This window comes from uncultured Fibrobacter sp., from assembly GCF_947166265.1.
Taxonomy (GTDB): Bacteria; Fibrobacterota; Fibrobacteria; order Fibrobacterales; family Fibrobacteraceae; genus Fibrobacter.
This window is the reverse complement of the sequence record NZ_CAMVDO010000010.1, coordinates 16,025-36,177: the sequence shown is the minus strand read 5'-3', so window position 1 is coordinate 36,177 and position 20,153 is coordinate 16,025. Positions and strand designations below refer to the sequence as shown.

At 51.2% G+C, this 20,153-nt stretch carries 12 protein-coding genes; 9 read left to right on the top strand and 3 right to left on the bottom strand.

Annotated elements, in window-relative coordinates; all coding sequences use genetic code 11:
- Positions 1–126: 126 nt before the first annotated feature.
- A complete protein-coding gene (locus Q0W37_RS07005; RefSeq protein ID WP_367186254.1) occupies positions 127–1,332 on the bottom strand; it encodes an ABC transporter permease in 1,206 nt (401 codons plus the stop codon).
- Positions 1,333–1,490: 158 nt separating this feature from the next.
- Positions 1,491–2,240, bottom strand: a complete 750-nt coding sequence (locus Q0W37_RS07000) for an ABC transporter ATP-binding protein (RefSeq protein WP_297700091.1) — start codon at positions 2,238–2,240, stop codon at positions 1,491–1,493.
- Positions 2,241–2,446: 206 nt separating this feature from the next.
- Here Q0W37_RS07000 and Q0W37_RS06995 point away from each other — a divergent pair, with 206 nt between their 5' ends.
- Positions 2,447–4,723 (top strand): thrombospondin type 3 repeat-containing protein, encoded by a 2,277-nt coding sequence (locus tag Q0W37_RS06995; protein ID WP_297700089.1) that lies wholly within the window; start codon positions 2,447–2,449, stop codon positions 4,721–4,723.
- Positions 4,724–4,974: 251 nt separating this feature from the next.
- Here the strand turns inward: Q0W37_RS06995 and Q0W37_RS06990 are convergent, their stop codons facing one another.
- Positions 4,975–5,385, bottom strand: a complete 411-nt coding sequence (locus Q0W37_RS06990) for a GtrA family protein (protein ID WP_297700087.1) — start codon at positions 5,383–5,385, stop codon at positions 4,975–4,977.
- Positions 5,386–5,511: 126 nt separating this feature from the next.
- Between Q0W37_RS06990 and Q0W37_RS06985 the strand changes: the two genes are divergently transcribed.
- The 8 genes from Q0W37_RS06985 (at position 5,512) to Q0W37_RS06950 (ending at position 20,003) form a co-directional block, all read left to right on the top strand.
- The gene (locus Q0W37_RS06985; RefSeq protein ID WP_297700086.1) at positions 5,512–6,999 is read left to right on the top strand and encodes an acetyl-CoA hydrolase/transferase C-terminal domain-containing protein; all 1,488 of its coding nucleotides are present in this window, start codon (positions 5,512–5,514) and stop codon (positions 6,997–6,999) included.
- 91 nt (positions 7,000–7,090) lie between these two features.
- The gene (locus Q0W37_RS06980) at positions 7,091–9,421 is read left to right on the top strand and encodes a histidine phosphatase family protein (protein WP_297700084.1); all 2,331 of its coding nucleotides are present in this window, start codon (positions 7,091–7,093) and stop codon (positions 9,419–9,421) included.
- A 23-nt stretch (positions 9,422–9,444) separates the two neighbouring features.
- The gene (locus tag Q0W37_RS06975) at positions 9,445–11,001 is read left to right on the top strand and encodes a histidine phosphatase family protein (protein WP_297700082.1); all 1,557 of its coding nucleotides are present in this window, start codon (positions 9,445–9,447) and stop codon (positions 10,999–11,001) included.
- Positions 11,002–11,094: 93 nt separating this feature from the next.
- Positions 11,095–11,949: a hypothetical protein gene (locus Q0W37_RS06970; RefSeq protein ID WP_297700080.1), complete on the top strand. Its 855-nt coding sequence runs from the start codon at positions 11,095–11,097 to the stop codon at positions 11,947–11,949.
- Between the two features lie 47 nt (positions 11,950–11,996).
- Complete coding sequence (locus tag Q0W37_RS06965) at positions 11,997–12,356, top strand: biotin/lipoyl-containing protein (RefSeq protein ID WP_297700078.1); 360 nt, start codon at positions 11,997–11,999, stop codon at positions 12,354–12,356.
- 13 nt (positions 12,357–12,369) lie between these two features.
- A complete protein-coding gene (locus Q0W37_RS06960; RefSeq protein WP_297700076.1) occupies positions 12,370–13,530 on the top strand; it encodes a sodium ion-translocating decarboxylase subunit beta in 1,161 nt (386 codons plus the stop codon).
- 257 nt (positions 13,531–13,787) lie between these two features.
- On the top strand, positions 13,788–17,369 hold the full coding sequence (locus Q0W37_RS06955; protein WP_297700074.1) for an InlB B-repeat-containing protein: 3,582 nt from the start codon (positions 13,788–13,790) through the stop codon (positions 17,367–17,369).
- A gap of 141 nt (positions 17,370–17,510) precedes the next feature.
- The gene (locus tag Q0W37_RS06950; protein ID WP_297700072.1) at positions 17,511–20,003 is read left to right on the top strand and encodes a T9SS type A sorting domain-containing protein; all 2,493 of its coding nucleotides are present in this window, start codon (positions 17,511–17,513) and stop codon (positions 20,001–20,003) included.
- The last annotated feature ends 150 nt before the right edge of the window (positions 20,004–20,153 follow it).

Sequence of the window (20,153 nt, the reverse complement as noted above, 5' to 3'; positions counted from 1 at the left end):
CGTAAGGTAATTATACGAAAAGTCTATGAGTGTTTCAAGTGCCGTATGAAAAGGAGGCGCCCGCTGGAGTTTATCCCGGATTTAATCCGGGACGGGCATGACAGGCTAAGGTAGCAAATGAAGTTGCTATTCGAACCGGAGTGCTTCTATCGGGTCGAGTCGGCTAGCCTTGCGGGCGGGGTACCAGCCAAAGAATACGCCTGTCGCAAAGCACACGGCAAAGCTTACGACGACGCTTGTGAACGAAACGCTCATGGGCATGTTGAAGGCGATTTTTACGATTTCGGAAGCGGCGATGCCGAGTGCAATTCCGATAATGCCGCCGAGCAGGCTGATGATGACCGATTCGAACAGAAACTGGAACATGATGTCACGCCCGCGGGCGCCAATCGCCATGCGGAGGCCGATTTCCTTGGTGCGCTCCGTGACGGATACGTACATGATGTTCATGATTCCAATGCCGCCTACAAACAAGCTAATTCCTGCAATGATCGTGAGCACCAGGGAAATCATGTCGGAGGTACTCGTGATGGTCTGGATCATTTCTTCTTGTGTAAACACGCGGAAGGGGTCGACGGGCTTGGTCCAGCTGCGACGTTCCTTGAGGATGCCCATGATTTCTTCGGTCGCCTTTTCGGCGTACCCTTCGCCAATGGAGTTTGCAAAAATCTGGCGGATGTTTGTGGTTGCCGAGAAACGTTTCATCACCGTCTGGTAGGGCGTGAAAATGACATCATCGTTATCCTGCCCAAAATCGCCGGAGCCTTTCGCCTTCAAGGTTCCAATCACCTTCAGGGGAATGTTCTTGTAACGAATCGTCTTGCCGATGGGGTCGCCTTCGGGGAACAAGTTTTTCACGACGGTCTGTCCGATGACGCAGACTTTGGACATGCGGTCTGTCACATCGTCGAACATCACTCCGTCTTCGATTTCGTAGTTGCGGATTTTGAGATAGTCGGCGGAAATTCCGCTCAGGGTCGTGGGAGAGTTGTTGTTGCCGACAATCGCCTGCCCGCCGACCGTCATCATCGGAGAAACGCCGTCAATGTAGGTGGCGTTTTCGCGGATGGCAATCACGTCGGCTTCTTCAAGCGATTCGGAAGATTCCATCTGCACACCGCCGCGGCGGTCGCGGTTCGGCATGATGATGATGGCGTTCGAACCCATCGCGGTCATTTGCTCCTTGATGGAAATGCGGGAGCCTTCGCCCATGGCGACCATGGCGATTACCGCCGCGACACCGATCACGATGCCGAGCACCGAAAGGAAGGTTCGCATGCGGTTACGGAGCAATGCTCGGAGGGAGATTTTTATGAGAGTTAGTGGGGACATGGTAGTAGACAGTAGGAAGTTAGAAGTAGACAGTAGGAAGTGGTTAGATATGAGGTGTGAGGTCGGTCGCTACGCTCCCTTTGAGGTATGGGGCTCTTTTTTGAAATGCTCAGAGCGCAAAGCGCGACCTCGTTGCTCAAAGCACCGTAGGTGCGACCTCATTCCTCAAATACCTCCGGTGGTGGTAACGCTTCAAATGCGGCTTTGGCGTCTTGTACGTTCTCGTTCTTCACGTCCTTTTTCAAGAGCCCGTCGCGGAGTGTAATGGTGCGCCCGCTGAAGGTCGCGATGTCGGGTTCATGCGTCACGAAGGCGATGGTTTTTCCCTGGCGGTTCAGCTCCTGGAAAATCATCATGATTTCGTAGCTGGTGCGGGTGTCCAGGTTTCCGGTCGCTTCGTCGGCAAGGATAATCACCGGATCGTTCACCAGGGCGCGCGCGATGGCCACTCGTTGCTGCTGGCCACCCGAAAGCTGGTTCGGCAAGTGGTTCATGCGACTTTCGAGTCCGACCATTTTTAACGCTTCGATAGCGCGGCGGTGCCGTTCTGCGGCAGATACGCTGGAATTATATAATAAGGGAAGTTCCACGTTTTCGATGGCCGTGGTTCGGCTGAGCAAGTTGTAGCTTTGGAAAACGAATCCGAGTTTTTTGCTGCGGATTTTGGCGAGGGCGTCGCGCTTCAGTTTTTCGGTATGCTGCCCGTCCAGTATGTACTGCCCGGAAGTCGGCTTGTCCATGCAGCCCAAAATGTTCAGCATGGTTGACTTGCCCGAACCGGAGGTTCCCATGATGGTCACGAACTCACCGGGGTATATGTCGAAGGACACCCCACGCAGGGCGTGGACGGTCTCGTCGCCCATCTTAAAGTCTCGGCGGATGTTCTGGATAGATAAAATCGGGTTCATAATCACTAATTTGATGACTATCAATGACTTTTGGTTGCAATTTTACAGTTTTTGCACTGTTTTGGGGCGGTTTTAGGGTGTGAAATTTATCACATGTTTGTCAAAACTTTCAAAAATGCTACATTGCAAGACAAATGTAATAAAGGCATTCCGTAACAAGGTTTGGATGTTTTTGTTGCGGAAGTGTTTTATCAAAGAGGGATACAATGAAAAAAATCATTGCTTTATCGCTAGTCGCGGGAGGCCTCGCCTTTGCCCAGTCCGGGCTTATGGGCGGAACCTCCGGTATTCATCAACACAATGCCTACACGCTTGGCCAGTGGGGCGTCGAAATCGGTACCGGTGGCGATGTTTCCTACGATTCCTGGTCTCTGTCTCGTGGCGGTCAAGTTCAGGAGAATGGACAAACTAAGAATTTCCATGAATGGGCTGGTACCTGGGCCGGTAACGTCCATGCGGCCGTGGGTCTCCTGGATTTCTTGGACCTCGGTATTTCGCTTCCGCTGAACTATGACCATGCAAACCTGCGTGGCAAGGGCGAAAGCGGACTTTGGGCATTTAGACAGGGTGACCTGGATGTCTGGTTAAAGGCCAATGTGGTCGGTGAAGAAAGCAGCCTGTTTGCAATGGCCGCCATGGTTGACCTCTATGTTCCGACTGGCGCCAAGGCTCGCGGTGTTCGTCCCCGCCATGCCTGGTATTTGAGCGAAGACGGTGAAGTGACCGATCCGTATACTTCTGGTGAAGTGAACGTCGGTGGAACTTTGATCTTCACATTGAACTTCGGCGCACTTGGGGTGCCGGTCGTGTGGAACACCCATGCTGGATTTGTATATGCCGGCGACGGACAGAGCACCCTGGTCTATGGTACCGGCGTGAACTACATCGCTACCGACTGGTTGGAAGCCTTTGTGGAATTCTCCGGCGAAATGCGTGTTGAAACCGGCAAGTACCGCCGCGATCCGATGGATGACCCGATGCGACTCACTCCGGGTCTCCGTTTCCACCTGCCGTGGCATATCGACTTTGCTATGGGCGTGGATCTTGCTATCCGTACCCTGGGTAACCTCGGTTACGATGGTAAGGAAGAAATGGATTGCAACGAATGCCATATCGTCTACTACGAGAATGATCATGACGCTAAGTTCAGCTACGGCTATGCTCCGACTCCGACGATTGCCGGTACCGCAGCCCTTATCTGGCGTCTCGGTGCCAACAAGGACAAGGACGAAGACAAGGATGGCGTTCCTAACGATAAGGACCAGTGCGCCCATACTCCGGAAGTCGCAACGGTTGACTCCCTGGGTTGCCCGATCGACTCCGACAAGGATGGCATGATCGATGGTCTTGACCAGTGCCCGAATACTCCGGAAGGTGCAACGATTGATACGGTCGGCTGCCCGATGGACGAAGACAAGGATGGTATTTACGATGGACTTGACAAGTGCCCCGCCACTCGCGAAGGTGCCGCTGTCGATTCTACCGGTTGCGAACCTGACTTTGACAAGGATAGTATCCCCGATGCTCTTGACAAGTGCCCGAACACTCCGGCTGGTGTGAAGGTTGACTCTGTCGGTTGCCCGATGGATAGCGACAAGGACGGCGTGTATGACGGTGTTGATAAGTGCCCGGATACCCGTGAAGGCGCCCAGGTGAATGCCGACGGTTGCGAAGGCGACTTTGACGGCGACGGAATTCCCGACGCTCTCGACCAGTGCCCGAACACCAAGCAGGGTGTAGCGGTGGATTCTACTGGTTGCCCGGCCGATGCCGACAAGGATGGCGTACCTGATGGTACCGACCAGTGCCCGAATACTCCGGAAGGCTTGAATGTAGATAACAACGGCTGCCCGCTCGACTTCGACAAGGATGGCGTTGCTGATGGTATTGACCAGTGCCCGAACACTCCGGCTGGCGTGCCTGTAGACTCTACGGGTTGCAGTGCCGACGAAGACAAGGACGGCGTACCTGATGCTCTTGACAAGTGCCCGAAGACTCCGGCAGGCGCTCCGGTGGATACCGTGGGTTGCCCGATGGATACCGACGGTGACGGCGTTCCTGATTTCCAGGACAAGTGCCCGAACACCTTGCCGGGTATCGAAATCGACAAGAAGGGTTGCCCGGTCAACAAGAAGGAAGACCTTGAACAGTTGAAGAAGGGTATCCAGTTCCAGACCGGTTCCGCAAAGCTCACCAAGTCGAGCTACAAGACTCTGGACGACATCATCGCCTTGATGAAGAAGATCAAGGTCGCTCACCTTGAAGTCCAGGGCCATACCGATAACACTGGTTCTGCTGAAACCAACAAGAAGCTGTCTCAGTCTCGCGCTCAGGCCGTGGTGGATTACTTCCTGCAGAAGGGTATCGAAGAAGACCGCGTCCGTGCCGTTGGTTACGGACCGGACAAGCCGATTGCTGACAACAAGACCAAGAAGGGTCGTGCTCAGAACCGTCGCGTGGAACTGGTTCCGTTCCAGCTCTAATCTTCGGTTGACTTAAGTTAAAAAGACGCTCGCAAAAAAGCGAGCGTCTTTTTGTATATGCGAACAACGAAGAACGAGGAACAAAGTATGAGAACTTTCAATCATTAACTGTTATTGACGGCTCCAAAGATTGGTTTGCACACTCGCACGGCATCAGCCTTCGGCTGACGAATGCTCGCTTAGCAAACCAATCTTTTACGCATAAACATTTGTTGTGAGTAATCTCTCGTCTTTCGTCTATCTACTCTCTTCTACTTGAACACCCATTTCTTGTAGAGGGTGAAGCTTGCGATGACGTAGACGCCGTTCGCGATGATGTTTGCGAAGAAGCTGGGCTTCATGTACTGCGAAATAAAGTCGGTGAAACTTTTGCACCAGGTGGTGTCGAGAGCGTAAACGCATGCTTCGAGGGTGGCGAGGTTGAGCAGGTAGGCGGCAATAAAGACGATGATGAATCGGATGACTTCGGTGCGCTTGCGGTTCTTGCTCTTGAAATTCCAGAGGCGGTTCATCAGGTAACTGTTGATGGCGCCGAAGATGAAACCGAGGAAGTTGGAAAGTTCTAGGTTCCAGTCGAGTAGCTGGTGCATCACCCAGACCGAGGCCAAGGTGATGAGCGTGTTCATGACGCCGATCAAGTTGTATTTGATGAAATGCTTCACGAAGAGGAAAATAGAAAATAGTAGACAGTAAACAGTGGTTAGTAAACAGGGATGTTGAATGTCCTTGTTACATTCCTAACCACTAGTCACCAACCACTAGCCACTTTTATTTATTTTTAAGCCGCTATGAATTGGATTGACTCGAAGAAGTGCTCGGCGGCCGATGCCGCGGCGATGATTAACGATGGCGATGTGCTGGGAGTTTCCGGCTTTACCTTGGCGGGCTACCCTAAGGAAGTGCCAACGGCTTTGGCCGCGCGTGCCGAGAAACTTCACGCCGAAGGGAAACCTTTCAAGATTACGCTTTTTTCGGGAGCCTCTACGGGCGACAGCTGCGACGGCGCTCTTGCGCGTGCGGGTGCGGTGAGCCTCAGGATGCCTTACCAGAGCAATCCGAGTCTTCGCAAGGCGATTAACGCGGGCGAAATCAAGTACATTGACGCACACCTCGGCAAGATGGGTTACTTGGTGCGTACCGGTGCGGTGCCTGCGCCGACGGTCGCCATTATCGAAGTTTCTGCGATACTGGGCGACGGTCGCGTATGCCTTTCGACTTCGGGCGGAAACTCGGTGACTTACCTGGAGATGGCGCCGAAGATTATCCTGGAACTGAATACGCGTCTGGGGGATTCCTTCATGGGAATCCACGATACGGCGCTTCCGGAACTCCCGCCGCATGCAAAGCCGCTCCCCATCTATAGCGCAGGCGACCGTGTCGGCGGAGAATTTGTCAAGATTGATGTGAATAAGGTCGTTGCCGTCGTCGAGACTTCTCGTCTTGACGAAGTGAACCCGTTTGTGGAACCCGACGAAGTTTCCAGGAATATTGGCGAACGCATTCTAGACTTTATCTGTTTCGAAGAACGCAAGGGCAGACTCCCCAAGGGGCTTGCGTTCCAGAGTGGCGTGGGCAAGGTCGCGAATGCCGTATTGAGCGCCATGTCCGACGATACCCGCCTTGGAACCATCGACCTCTACACCGAAGTCATTCAGGAAGCCGTATTCCCGCTGCTGAAAAAGGGAAAGCTCGGTGTCGCTTCGGGAACGGCTCTTACTTTGTCTGAAAATGCGCAGAAGGAATTTGTCGAGAATAGCGCCGAATGGAAAAAGCACCTGGTGCTTCGCCAGCAGGAAGTGAGCAATAGCCCCGATGTGATTCGTCGCGTGGGCGTTATTTCGATGAACACGGCGCTCGAAGCCGATATCTTCGGCAACGTGAACAGCAGCCTGGTTTCGGGTTCTTCGATGATGAACGGAATCGGCGGTGCGGCGGACTTTGCAAGGAACTGTGCCCTCGGATTTTTCCTGACGCCCTCGGTCGCAAAGAATGGCGCCATCAGCTCGATTGTGCCTTACGTGAGCCATGTGGACCAGACGGACCATGACACGATGATTTTCGTGACGGAGCAGGGACTTGCCGACTTGCGTGGGCTTGCTGCCGAGGAACGTGCGCGCCTGATTATCAGGAACTGCGCCCATCCCGATTTCCGCGAACCCCTGACGGACTTTTTGGAATATAGCCTGAAGCATGCCAAGGGCGTTCACATGCCGATTGCGTTGGAACGCGCCTTCGAAATGCACCGCCGGTTCCTCGAAACCGGCAAGATGCTCTAATTATTGTCCGAATTCGGCCCATTTGTTAGCCGTTCCCGGTTTGACCGGGAATCTCCTTTATTATATTGCATAAGAAATATTGGAACGACGAATGGATCGCCATTTTTTGAGTATTGTCTTTTTTATGGCCGTATGCACCCTTACGGCGTGTTCAGGTAGTTCCACGTCGTCGGATGATCCTGAACAGGAAGGAAATGCCGAATGGTCGTCGGACTCCTTTTCGGAAAATGGTTCGAGCGGAGTCGTGATTCTGGACTCTCTGGGCCGACCCGTTTCGAGTAGCGGTAAGGGGCACTCCTCGACATCGCAGTCGAGCTCCTCGGTGGGCTCGGTTCCGGTAATAGAAGATTCCCTGATTGTAGATACGACCGTCGTTTCGGACGTTTCTGACTTACCCAAATGTACTTCGGCAAACGAAGGGGAATCCTTCATGGTCGAAAGTGAAAATGCGATGTATTTCTGCCTTGGCGAAAAATGGGTGGATTTTGAATCCGCCGTAGAAACGTCTACGGTGTCTTGTCGCAACGGGGTGCTTGTTGTAGGCGAGGTGGACGAAGAGGAGGAAAATTCATCGAACAGTAATTCCCAGTTCCCGTGGGGCAATTTTGGCGGCGGTACGGTCAATACGGCTGCAGTCGATACGGCGGAACCCCGCATGGTAGGGGCGCGCGTTGTCGGTGTTGCCGAAAAGGGTCCCTTCCGTTATGGCACCTCGGTGAAACTGATTGAACTGGATAGTACTCAGCATTTGGCCGATTCCAAGCGTTCCCACAAGACCTGCATTTTGGATGCCAATGGAAATTTCAGTTTCGATAGTGTCGATTTCGTTTCGCCTTATCTGCGTGTTCAGACGAGCGGATTTTTCAGGAACGAACTGACCAGCGGATTGTCGGCGTCGGTTGTCACGCTGGAGGCCGTGGTAGACGTGACGGAGAAGGATTCGGTGAACGTGAATATGCTCACTCACATGGAGGCTCCTCGCGTACTGAAGCTTGTGGAAAACAGCGGCAACAATCAGCCGATCCGTGCGGTCAAGGCGCAGGCCCTGCGTGATATCCTAGCGTCTTTCGAAATCCAGTTGGGCTCTTCAGATGAGGGCGGTAACGGGGGTGGAAACGGTTTCGGCTGGGGTAATTTTGGACAGCAGCAACAGACGCTGACGACGGACGGTCGCTTTGCCGAGGACATTGGCCTTTTCGATGGAGACGAATACAGCGGAGCCTTGCTTGCGGTATCGATCATGATGCAGCGTAAGGGTTCGGGGAGCGAGATGCTCCAGTATGCAGGTGATATCGCCGAACGCATCAAGGGAAACGGCAACTGGGACGACAACAATGCGAAGGCGGACTTGGCGGACTGGCTCATGGAACTCGATACGAGCGGTTCGTATGCGATTATCAGGAACAATATTGCCTCGTGGCATTTGGGCGATGTTCCTGAATTCGAAAAGCACTTGAAGCATTTCTGGACGAAGGTCTATAATTTTGGAGAATGTAACGCCTATAATGCGGATTCCGTTCGCTTTGTGAACAATAGCCTGAGTGCCTACTTTGTTTCGGGCTATGACCAGCCGGGACCAACGGTGCGCTTTATCTGCGATGCCGAAACGCATGAGTGGCGTGCCGCGACTGATCTTGAAAAGGATACGTACGGTTTTGGCAAGGGAGATTACGAGGGCCAGATCAAAACGGGCAAAATCAATACGGACAAGTACTATGTTTACGACCAGGGCAAGTGGCGCGCTGCGACGGATGACGACATTCAGGAATTTGTCGATCTGGAAGAGGTGCTTAAGAAACTCTCTGCGGGTGAAAAGGTCATTTTTGTATTGCGCCATGCCAAGCGTACCGATGATACGAGTAAGAATGGGCACTTGACGGATGACGGTAAAAAGCAGTCCCAGTCCGTAGGCGAAGTATTTAAGGGCGAATCGATTTTCTTTGCGAACTCGACCTATACGCGCAGCAAGGAAACGTGCGAGAATATTGCCAAGGGGGCCGGCGCAAGCTATACGGAATATACCCTCGAAGATCTGGACGGTGAATGGTACGTCAAGGACGAGGACAAGTACAAGCAGTACAAGAGCAACAACGGTGGCGGCTGGGTCGTGAACTCCGCATACGCCTATAAGGGGGCATTCGCCGATGCCTTCTATGATTTCGAGGACCGCAGCGAGGAATTCTTGCAGGAAATCGTGAAGCCGGAATTTGCTAAAGTAAGTCGCGTGGGGGTGTGGATTTCGCACGATACGTTCGTGGTGCCCTTGACGGCGTACTGCACGAACAAGAAAGTGAACCTGCGCTATTTCGATACCAAGCAATGGGCGAATTACCTCGCGGGAATCGCGATTATTCTGGATACAAAGGGAAATATGCGCTATGTCCCGGTGAAGGGCCTCGAATCGGGAACGATGACGATGTAGCCCTGAAGACAAGAAGAAAAAAAATGAAAAAGGTGATGGATTTTTGGGCTGTCGTGCTGATACTCCTTTTGGCGGGGTGCAGCTCCGATAGCAGTGGCGGTGCCGTAAACGGAAATTCTGCAGATGACCCCGATACTCCGGCGGTTGTAGATACGGTTCGTGCGCCTCTTTATGTCTATGAGATTCTTGCGGAACGCACCGCCCTCGATTCTAGCGAGGTCGGTATACTGGATCTTTTGTCTGAGCCGCGCGTGGAACAGCTCCTGATGAACCATGTGGACGAAAATGTGGCCCTGGTACAGGCGAAAAAAGAGACGCTTGCGGCCTTTGGAATTGACTCTGCGCAGTTTACGATGGATTCCGCTGCGGTACTGCTTGCCGTGTCGTCGATGGTGCAGAACCGTGCAAGCAAGGACGAAACGCTAAACATTATTCGCAACCTGGGCGAAGACCTGAAAGGGGACGGTGCGTGGAATGACCCCAGCTTAAAAATCAAGATTGCCGACTGGGTCGTTGGACTGGATAGCAATTGGCGGTATGGTGAAATTCGAAATAACGTAACGAGCGCTTTTGGCGGCAACGTCCCGAACTTTGAAAGGTATATGCGGGCCTTCATTCCTGTTGCGTATGGTTTTGAAACCTGTTCCAATGCGAATGCGGGAAAGGTCACCTATGTGAATCAGGGGCAGAGCGCCTACTATGCCAATGACTACGAACATGCGGACCATTCGAAGGTACGCTTTATCTGCGACGTGAATTCCAAGGAGTGGCGCGTGGCGCAGCCCATGGAAAAGGATACCGCGGGTTTTGGCCCAGGTGCATACGACAGGGAAATCCGCGAAGGCCGCGTGATTCATGACAACTACTACATTTACGATTCCGGTGCATGGCGTGTGGCGACCCCGCAAGAAGCCGACGGCTTTACCGACCTGGTTGAAGTCTATGCGAACCTGAAAGCCGACGAAAAGGTGGTGTTCGTTATCCGCCATAGCGAACGCACCGATGATACGGGGCCCACCGGGCACCTCACCGACAACGGGAAAAAGTATGCCCGCGATTTGGGTGCGCGTCTTGCGGCAGTGGGCAAGGAAGATTTCTATTACGGCTATTCGGGCTATACCCGCACCATGGAAACCTGCGAAAACATTGCGCAGGGAAAAGGTCAATCGAATTACAGTCTCGACGTGTTGTCGTATATGGTCGGTGACTGGTATGCGAAAGATGTCTCGAAGGTCGACAGTTACATGGAATCCGATGGCGGTGGCTGGATGGTTTATTCCAAGTACGCGTTTACCGGAGCCTACTCGGATGCCTTCTACGATCTCGAAGCCCGCAGCGAGGAACTGATCCAGTACAATATTCTGCTAAATCTTCCGAGCATGAAGCGCGTCAATGTCATGTGTACGCACGATTTCTTGGTGGTGCCGCTTCTCGCCTACACGACAAACGGGCATGCGAACGTGAAGTATTACGAAAAATGGAAATGGGTGAACTACATGGCCGGAGTCGCCATGATTGTATCCCCCGACGGCTCGGTGCGTTATGTCCCCGTAAAGGGCCTCGAATCCGGGGTGATGTAGGACTGTGCGGCACTTGATTTGTGCCGCTTTTTTCTAAATTTACACCGCTGATTTTTACAAAACAGAAACCCAAAAGAATGGATTGAATCCAATATGAACGAAACACAGACCAATGCACCCGAAGCTCAGGAAGTGGCTCCCGCCGCAGCCCCGGCTGAAGAAGTGCAGCAGCCGGCTCTTGTTGCACCGCAACCTGAAGCAAAGGTGAAGGGCAAGTTCGACGAACAGCTCGGACTCATGCTCCCCTCCGATGCCGCCCAGGTTCAGGCGCAGCTTTCTATGCCGGGTATGAATGACGACATGGTTTACAAGATCGTGGAAAACCACGCTGGTAACCATTCGGTTCTCTATAAGACCTACGATCAGGCAGTTCTTGCACGCGACGTTCGCGATTCTATCGAAAACGCCGGCGGCCACAAGGTGTTGCCCATCGCCAAGGCCAAGCTGGGCTCGACCTACTGCAAGGGCGAATTCTCGACCGAACAGGGTTGTAAGGGCGACTCCGACACCTTCGGTATCGGCTCCCTGATCGAATTCCAGGCTACCGGTCTTATCGTGGTGATGGTGGTGATCGTGGGCCTCACGGTGCTCTGCTACCTCATGAACTTTATCATGGCAAAGCTCGGCCTCAACAAGGACAAGGCTCCGGCACCTGCAGTTAAGGCTGCCCCGGCCACCGCTCCCGCCGCCGCAGCTCCGGTAACTATCGGACCTGCCCACTGCGACTGGGATCCGAACGCCAAGAGCGTGCATCCGGGCTTCACCAACAAGCAGCTCCAGGCTTTCCTCGGCATTGCCGCCGTGGCAGCCCTCGAAGAACACCCGGGCATGAGCAACGACCAGTTCCTCGCCCTCGTGACCGCAGCGGCGACCCAGGCTATCGGTCAGCCCTGCCGCGTGACTGCTTACAGAAACATTAATTCTCCTGCTTGGACGATCGTCAAGTAAGGTAAACTTTTAAAACTCAACAGGCTTTTAAGCCAGGAAAAATCAAAATGAAGAAAACCGTCCGTATCAGTTTCGAAGGCAAGACCTACGATGTCGAAGTAGAAGTTCTTGATTCCAATGCAGCCGTTGCCGCTGCTCCTGTTGCAGCTCCCGCTGCCGCTCCGGCACCTGCCGCCGCTCCTGCTGTTGCTGGTGGTACCGAAGTCAAGAGCCCGCTCGCTGGCTCCGTGTTCAAACTGAAGGTCAAGGTCGGCGACACCGTTGCTGCCAACCAGGAAGTGGCTATCATCGAAGCTCTCAAGATGGAAAACCCGGTCGTCGCTCCGTGCGCCGGCACCGTGAACTCCATTGCCGTCAAGGAAACCGACACTGTCGTCGACGGCCAGACTCTCATGACCATCGCCTAAGAGGTACAGATAAATGAGTTCTCTTTTAAATTCGGTCGTTGAGTTCGCAGGCGACACCGGATTCGCATACGTCACCCCGTCTATGGTGGTTATGTGGATCGTGAGTTTCGTCCTGATGTACTTGGCGATTGTCAAAAAGTATGAGCCGCTGCTGCTCTTGCCGATTTCGCTCGGCGCACTGGCGGTGAACATCCCGAGTGCGGGATTCTACGATGGTGGCTGGAGCATCGAAGGTATGTTTACCCCGACGGCTGGCCTCTATTACTACATCAGCCAGGGTATCCACCTGGAACTCTTCCCGCCCATCATCTTCTTGGGCGTGGGTGCCATGACGGACTTCGGACCGCTTATCGCTAACCCGCGTACACTGCTCCTCGGCGGTGGCGCTCAGTTCGGCGTGTTTGCGACCATGTTCTGCGCCGTGGCTTTCGGTGGCTTTACTCTCGGTGAAGCAGCCTCTATCGGTATCATCGGCGGTGCTGATGGTCCGACCTCCATCTTTACTGCAAACAAATTAGCAAAGCACCTCATCGGACCTATCGCCGTGGCAGCTTACACTTACATGGCCCTCGTTCCGCTGATCCAGCCGCCTATCATGCGCCTCATGACTAACGACAAGGAACGCAAGATCCGTATGAAGGCTCTGCGCAAGGTGTCCAAGGCCGAACGCATCGTGTTTGCCGTGATGGTGATGATCGTGTGCATCCTCGTGGTGCCCGATGCTTCTGCTCTTATCATCATGCTCATGCTTGGTAACATCTTCAAGGAAGCCGGTGTTGTCGAACGCTTGGTGAAGACCTCCTCCAACGAACTCATGAACATCGTGACGATCTTCCTCGGTACTTCCGTGGGCCTCACGATGTCTGCCGACATCTTCTTGCGTCCGCAGACCCTCATGATTATCGCTATGGGTGTGGTGGCCTTCGGTTTCTCGACCGCTGCAGGCCTCTTCCTTGCCAAGATCATGAACAAGTGCACTCCCAATAACCCTGTGAATCCGCTTATCGGTTCTGCTGGCGTGTCCGCCGTGCCGATGGCCGCCCGTGTTTCTCAGGTGGAAGGTGCCAAGTATGACCCGCAGAACTTCTTGCTGATGCACGCTATGGGCCCGAACGTGGCTGGCGTGATCGGTACCGCAGTCTGCGCCGGTTACATGATTAGCCGCTTGAGCTAAGAGACCGCTCGCGCCCAATCTACTAAGTACGTACCCAGAGCGCTCGCTCTCGCAACCGCCCTCGGTTAACACCCGAGGGCTTTGTTGCTCACGGGTAAGAGTCGCGACAAAAGCAAATCAAAGGATACCCTCGGCAATGCCGGGGGTTCCTTTTTTCACTCAGTCATCCCCGCGCCCATCTTGTCATCCCCGCGAAGGCGGGGATCTCCTTTTTTATACCTATATTTATCTTAATAGCCCCTAAAAGGAGAAATGCTGTGTCCATTAAAAAGGAAATCCTGCTTGCCCTTGTCGTTTTTTTGGCTTCGCTTGCAAATGCGGCAAAGACGATTACTCCTAAAACGCCCGCCCTTGTGGGCGGCTGCTACGAGATTTCCAGTGCCGAGGAACTGTACGGCTTTGCCTCGCTCGTGAATGATGTGAACTCGTATTTTACGGGGTGCGCAAAGCTCACTGCCGATATCGTCGTGAACGAGGGTGTCTTGACGGAAGACGATTCGCTCAATGTCGCGGATACGGCGAACTTTGTTGTGTGGAATCCGATAGACTTGTTTGCGGGAACCTTTGATGGCCAGGGGCATACGATTTCGGGCCTTTATCGTGACTACCATAACCTTGAATATGAATGGAACGTCGTAGGTTTTTTCACGGGGTTGGGGAATGGTGATGAAGACCGTACGATTGTGGTTCGGAATCTGGGAATAGTGGGTTCTTTTTTCCGAGCGAAAAGTCATGCCGGTGCGATTGTCGGAGCGATTAATGATAATAAGCATGATGTGTGGCATACAGACATCGGGGCGAATGTCCTTATCGAAAACTGTTCAAGTCATGTGAGAATCGAAACGGAAAGCTTCTACGAGAATGTGGGTGGAATTGTAGGTTATGTAGCCGGACATGCGACTATTAGGAATTGTAGCGCCTCTGGCCTTGTTGTTGGGGAAACTAACGATATGGGCGGCATTGTCGGAATTATTTCGGTAGAGTATGCGACATTGAAGGACCAACCGGTTATTGTTGAAAACTGTTCTAGTAAAATGCGTATAAGTGGAAAGCCTGATAGAGCAGGAGGAATTGTCGGCCGGATGAACGGCTGGGCGAAGATCTTGAATGGAAAAAATTATGGTGAAGTGGTGGGCGATACCGCAGGCGGTATTGTGGGCTCGACTTCTGGAAGTATCACTGTTGCAAACAGTTTTAATGAAGCTTCTGTTGTGAATGGAAATCACGTCGCTGGTGGCATTGTCGGAAGTCTAGGGGGAGCTATTGTAATGAATTGCTATAACAAGGGAGCAGTATCTGGTATCGGAATCGTTGGTGGCCTTTTCGGTTATGTAAGCTCTTGTCGCTATATAGCAGGGGCTTACAGTACTTTCCAGATAGAAGTTCCCCGGATTAGTCCATATCAAAGTTCTTTGATAGGCAGTTTCAAAGGGATGTCCTACAAGGCTTTAACATCTGCGATGGAAAACGTGTTTTATGTGGAAACGGAATGGACAAAAATGGATTCTGTCGGTAATGCGGCTCCTGCCGAGCTGTTTGAAAATGGGACCGTTGCCTATATGTTGCGCAATTATACTTATAGGGTGAGTGACTTTGACGGGACCGTATGGGGACAGGATGTGGGAATAGATCCGTCTCCCGTTTTCAAGGATGGTATTACGGGAATGTCGTCTAATGCGATGGCAGGGTTGATTCTGCATACCTACAGGGGCGATCCCTTGGTGTATCCGGACAAGTATGTTCCCGGATACGATTTCAGACTTCCGGACGCTTATCGTGATGGCTACCTTTTTGAAGGATGGTTCGAAAATGAGGATTTGACGGGTGATGCCGTGACGAATATTTTGGCCGATTCCGAAGGGGACAGGGAATTGTGGGCGAAACTTTCCAAGATTCGTAAGATTACGTATAACACTGTCGGCGGTGCTGTCGATACCAGTGCTGCGAAATCGTATGTAGAAGGGACGGGCTTGACGCTTACGCATAAGGTCTTGCGCGACGGTTATGTTTTTGCCGGGTGGTATGCCAAAAGCAATTATAGCGGTAATCGCGTGACCGAGATTACTGCCGAAGAAACCGGTGACAAGGTGTTTTACGCCAAGTGGCTTCAGAAAGAAACTCCGTCGAAAGATACCGATGGTTGCTATGTCATCAAGACGGCCATGGAGCTATACGGTTTTGCCGCTATTGTGAACGGTACGGACGGATTTGAACAGAATACTTCTGCCTGTGCGTCCCTCGCAAAGGACATTGTGGTAAATCAGAATGTGATTGACGAAAACGGTGTGCTGCACGAAGCTGAGAAGGACCTGTTTCTGGAATGGACGCCCATGATGGAATTCAATGGCGTGTTCGATGGTAAGTTCCATTCCGTTTCGGGACTGTACTTTAACGACACCCTGGATGAAGATCGGGAAGGCTCTGGATTTTTCGGAACGGTAGATAAAAATGTGAATTACGAAAATGTGGCTATCAGGAATCTTGGAATCGAGAAATCCTTCTTTGCGGCGAGAGGCTCTGTTGGAGCCCTTGTGGGCAAGATTCTTCCTTATGAATATTGGGAACAGGGTGATGTTGAAATCGCCTATTGCTACAGTACGTCTACCGTGCATGGTTATGACGGCAATTCTTGGCGAGGCGCTGCGGGCGGCCTTGTCGGGGGTAGCTTCGGGGTGACAAACCTCTATATCGAAAACTGCTATAATGCTGGGCACGTCGAGTATAAAAGTGGAATGATGGGGGGCTATTGTGGTGGAGGTCTTGTTGGCTGGAAACACTATGAGGACAAGAATTCTTTGACCATTGTCAATAGTTACAATGTCGGTCCGGTCTTTGATATAACTGAAGATGAACTGGTATATGATTTGGTTTGTTACGCAGAAGACAATATGACCGTGGAAAATTCCTATTATCCTAAAAATGAGGAAGAAGAGGGATGCTGCGGAACGTCTTTGGCGATGGGAATGTTCAGGAATGGTACCGTGGCGCGGTTGCTGCACGGTGGAAAAGGCGGTGCCATTTGGGGGCAAGATGTTGGTGTGGACGAGTATCCGAATTTCTCCGGCATCGTCAAGAATTATAGCGGTATTGAACATGCCGTGAACTTCCATACTTTCGACGGTGATACGTCAACTTATTTTACGAGTTACATGCAGGGAATCGAGACCGTGCTTCCCGATACGGTGAAACGGGCTGGCTTTGATTTCTTGGGCTGGTATGCGGATTCCGCTCTAAGTGGCGAGCCGGTGAAGTCTATTACGAAAGAGGCTACGGACTCTTTGGATTTCTATGCCAAGTGGGAAAAGCTCCGCTTTGAAGTGATTGTGAAGGTTGACGTGATTGGTCGCGGAAAAATTGTCGGCTTGAAAGACGGCAAGGTGTATGAGTACGGAGAAAAGGTTTCTGTCGAAGCGCGGCCCGCTGATAGCTACAAGTTCGCTTACTGGGCAGATGACGAGAATAATACGAATCCGGTTCTTAAGTTCAAGGTGGTGAGTGATACGACGATTGTCGCTCACTTTGATTGGGTGCCTCCCAGTTCTTCGAGCAGCGCGAAGTCGAGTTCTTCTGGCAAGTCTAGCAGCTCTAGCAAGAAGGGCGGAAAGGACGGCTTGGCGCCCGTTGCGCAGGCACCGCAGTTCATGCTGACGACTGTTGGTCGTGAAATTCTGGTGTCGGGCGCCTCTGAATCGGCCCGCTCCTATACGTTGTTCGATATGCAGGGACATGTGCTCCGTAAGGGGAATATCTATAGCAAGAACTTTGCAATCCCGGTGAATTCCGCTGGCAATTACCTGGTGCGCATCGGTTCCCAGGTGCAGCGGGTTTCCATAAAATAATTTTTGTGAGTCATTTGGAATCGCTCCGACAAAGTCGGAGCTTTTCTGTTCTCCGGTACAGAAATCTATAGAATTAGCATTTTGTTATATTTGCATAGAATATTTTGGATAAATAAATCTAAATGGATTTGTGGAGGTTTTATGAAGGGTTCAGTTTTATTGGGGCTGCTGTTTGCTACTTACGCTGTGTCGGCAATTTCGCCAACCGTTCCCCAAAAGGACGCGGACGGATGCTACTCGATTTCAACGGTTGAAGAACTTTATGGCTTTGCAAAACAGGTGAATTCTGGTGAGGAAAAAAAATTGGACCAGATTACCTGTGCAAAACTTGAAAACGATATTACAATCAACAAGAACGTGATGGACGAAGTTGAATTTGGAGAAGAGGATGACGTCCCCCCAACTCTCAAGTGTGCAAAAGATGGCGGAACATGCTCTCTTCAAAAATGGAATCCTATTGGCTCCGAAAGTACGCGGTTTCATGGCATCTTTGATGGGCAGGGGCATACGGTAAGTGGACTTTACGTAGACGCTTTTTCCTATCCGGCGGGCTTTTTTGGATATGTTTCATATGGGGGTGGAATCATCAAAAACCTGAATATTGCCGATTCATACATCAAGGGAGGCAGTCACGTCGGTGGTATATCTGGAAGAGGGGGCAACATATACAACAGTTCATTTTCTGGTGTGGTTGTTGGATCGGAAGTGGTTGGTGGAATCGCGGGAAGCGCTGATGACGCGTTTCGTTGCCATAACGATGGCTATGTTTGGGGAGAAGATGAAGTTGCTGGAATTGGTCTTGTGATGGCGGAACAATGTTACAATACGGGAACTGTCTATAGCGAAAAAACTGGGGGTGGAATCCGCTCTACTTATGGAGCTATATATCAATGTTACAATACAGGATCTGTGAAAGGCAGTTCGGTGGGCGGACTAGTCGGAACGTCTTTTTTCAACATTGTTATAGAAAACAGTTTCAACGTGGGGCAGGTTCAAGGATGGTATCAAAGCGGGTTTACTAATATCATAGATACGGCTGATCTGCAAATAAGGAATTCCTACAGTATTGCGGTCAATGAAAAACCTGACGGGTACGTTGAATATCCGAATTATGGAACCATTGTTGATGAGTCTGCCTTTACGGATGGAACCATTGTCGATTTGCTCAACAATGATGGTTATTTTGTAGATATCTGGGAGCAGGGGGAAAAGCATCCCGTATTAAGGGATTATGCTCCTAAAATCAAGAATGGCGTGTACCAGATCGAAAATGAGGAACAGCTTGTATGGTTCGCAAGGGTTTCTCCTGGAGATAAGACCTTGAAAGCGGTTCTTCTCAAGGACCTGGTGTTCAACAGGAATGTTACTTCTGATGAATGCCTAAAGAATGGGACCGAGTGCAAATTTTTTTCCTGGGATTCTCCCGTAGCTTTCGCTGGAACCCTGGATGGACAGTTCCATTCTATTTCCGGGTTGTATACGACAAAAGATCGGGTTCATATTGCGAGCTATAAGTCTGTTGGGTTGTTTGAATCGATTGAATCGACTGGGGTCGTCAAGAATCTCATTATAAAGGATTCTTATTTCAATTCGGACGCTAAATTTCGTCATGATGCGGCTTTGGCCGGTAGTAACGATGGGACTATTAGTGAGTGTTTCTTTGAAAACGTCTATAATGGCGATGAAGTGACTGAAGTGAATAAGATTGCGGGCTTTAATAGTGGCACCGTCATTCAAACCCGAATAGCGAACAAGGACTTATGGTTTGATGGGATAAATTATACTCCGTATAAGTATAAAGCATGCCAGTCTATAACGGGATCGTTTTGCGAAACGTCGGAGGAACCCCGTGTTTCTCTTGGCAGTGCGGCTGTTGTGCGGACGCCCTACCCTTCTTTCAGGGAAACGATGGATAGCCTAGGCTATTTAGGTTACAAGTATCGAATTAAAAAAGACTTGGCAAAAAAAGATATGAAAATCACTATTCATCTGGATAAGGGAGACGAAGCAATAGGTCGGGATTCGGTCGTGTCCAAGGCGAAAGGGTTCTGCACAACCTATATGTCTGACCATGATATCGTGATTCGTGTTGGGTTCTGTAGCGCCGTTTTGCCTAAGACAAGCAAAGTTTCTACGGTTGAAACGTCGCTTGGAAATTTTAAATATTATAATCCAAGTGATACAGATGAAGTCAAGCCCTGTAATTATGATAAGGATATTTATCTTGATATTGTCGATTCCGTTGCGGTTGAAGGAACCCTTCGGCTGTTTGAATTCGGTCCCAGGGGGACTTGCAAGGGTGACGCGAAAACGGTAAAGGAGCCTGAATTTGATCAATGCTACAATAATAATTGGATGTCTTGTGAACAGTATGAAGAAGAGGAACGGACTGCGGCGCCGGTCTTGGACAAGCCTCTCGATGTGAGAATGGTTGTTTCAGGGAAGAATCTCCACTTTTATGGAACAAGCGCTCAGGCAAAATTCCAGATAGTGAACTTAAAAGGTGAAGTCGTCAAGAGGGGACTCGCAAGTTCAAATGTCCCGTTGAACGGATTGAAGAGCGGGATCTATGTTGTCCGTGTTCAGGACGGGCTTTCCTCTGTCTACAGGAAGGTCGTGCTGAAAGGCGTTTAACTTGTTTTAAGGGCAGGAAGGGCTAGGAAAAACCTAGCCCTTTTTGTTTTATATATTCCGTATTTTGTTTTATAAAATTGAAATTTCTTTAGCGTAAAACAAAAAGTGCTTAAATTTACTTAAAAACGACATTTTTGTTTTTTAAAAATT

Excerpts from the sequence above, each read along its gene's own strand:
- Q0W37_RS07005 (WP_367186254.1), bottom strand. The coding sequence starts at position 1,332 with ATGTCCCCACTAACTCTCATAAAAATCTCCCTCCGAGCATTGCTCCGT.
- Q0W37_RS07000 (WP_297700091.1), bottom strand. The coding sequence starts at position 2,240 with ATGAACCCGATTTTATCTATCCAGAACATCCGCCGAGACTTTAAGATG.
- Q0W37_RS06995 (WP_297700089.1), top strand. The coding sequence starts at position 2,447 with ATGAAAAAAATCATTGCTTTATCGCTAGTCGCGGGAGGCCTCGCCTTT.
- Q0W37_RS06985 (WP_297700086.1), top strand. The coding sequence starts at position 5,512 with ATGAATTGGATTGACTCGAAGAAGTGCTCGGCGGCCGATGCCGCGGCG.
- Q0W37_RS06980 (WP_297700084.1), top strand. The coding sequence starts at position 7,091 with ATGGATCGCCATTTTTTGAGTATTGTCTTTTTTATGGCCGTATGCACC.
- Q0W37_RS06975 (WP_297700082.1), top strand. The coding sequence starts at position 9,445 with ATGAAAAAGGTGATGGATTTTTGGGCTGTCGTGCTGATACTCCTTTTG.
- Q0W37_RS06970 (WP_297700080.1), top strand. The coding sequence starts at position 11,095 with ATGAACGAAACACAGACCAATGCACCCGAAGCTCAGGAAGTGGCTCCC.
- Q0W37_RS06965 (WP_297700078.1), top strand. The coding sequence starts at position 11,997 with ATGAAGAAAACCGTCCGTATCAGTTTCGAAGGCAAGACCTACGATGTC.
- Q0W37_RS06960 (WP_297700076.1), top strand. The coding sequence starts at position 12,370 with ATGAGTTCTCTTTTAAATTCGGTCGTTGAGTTCGCAGGCGACACCGGA.
- Q0W37_RS06950 (WP_297700072.1), top strand. The coding sequence starts at position 17,511 with ATGAAGGGTTCAGTTTTATTGGGGCTGCTGTTTGCTACTTACGCTGTG.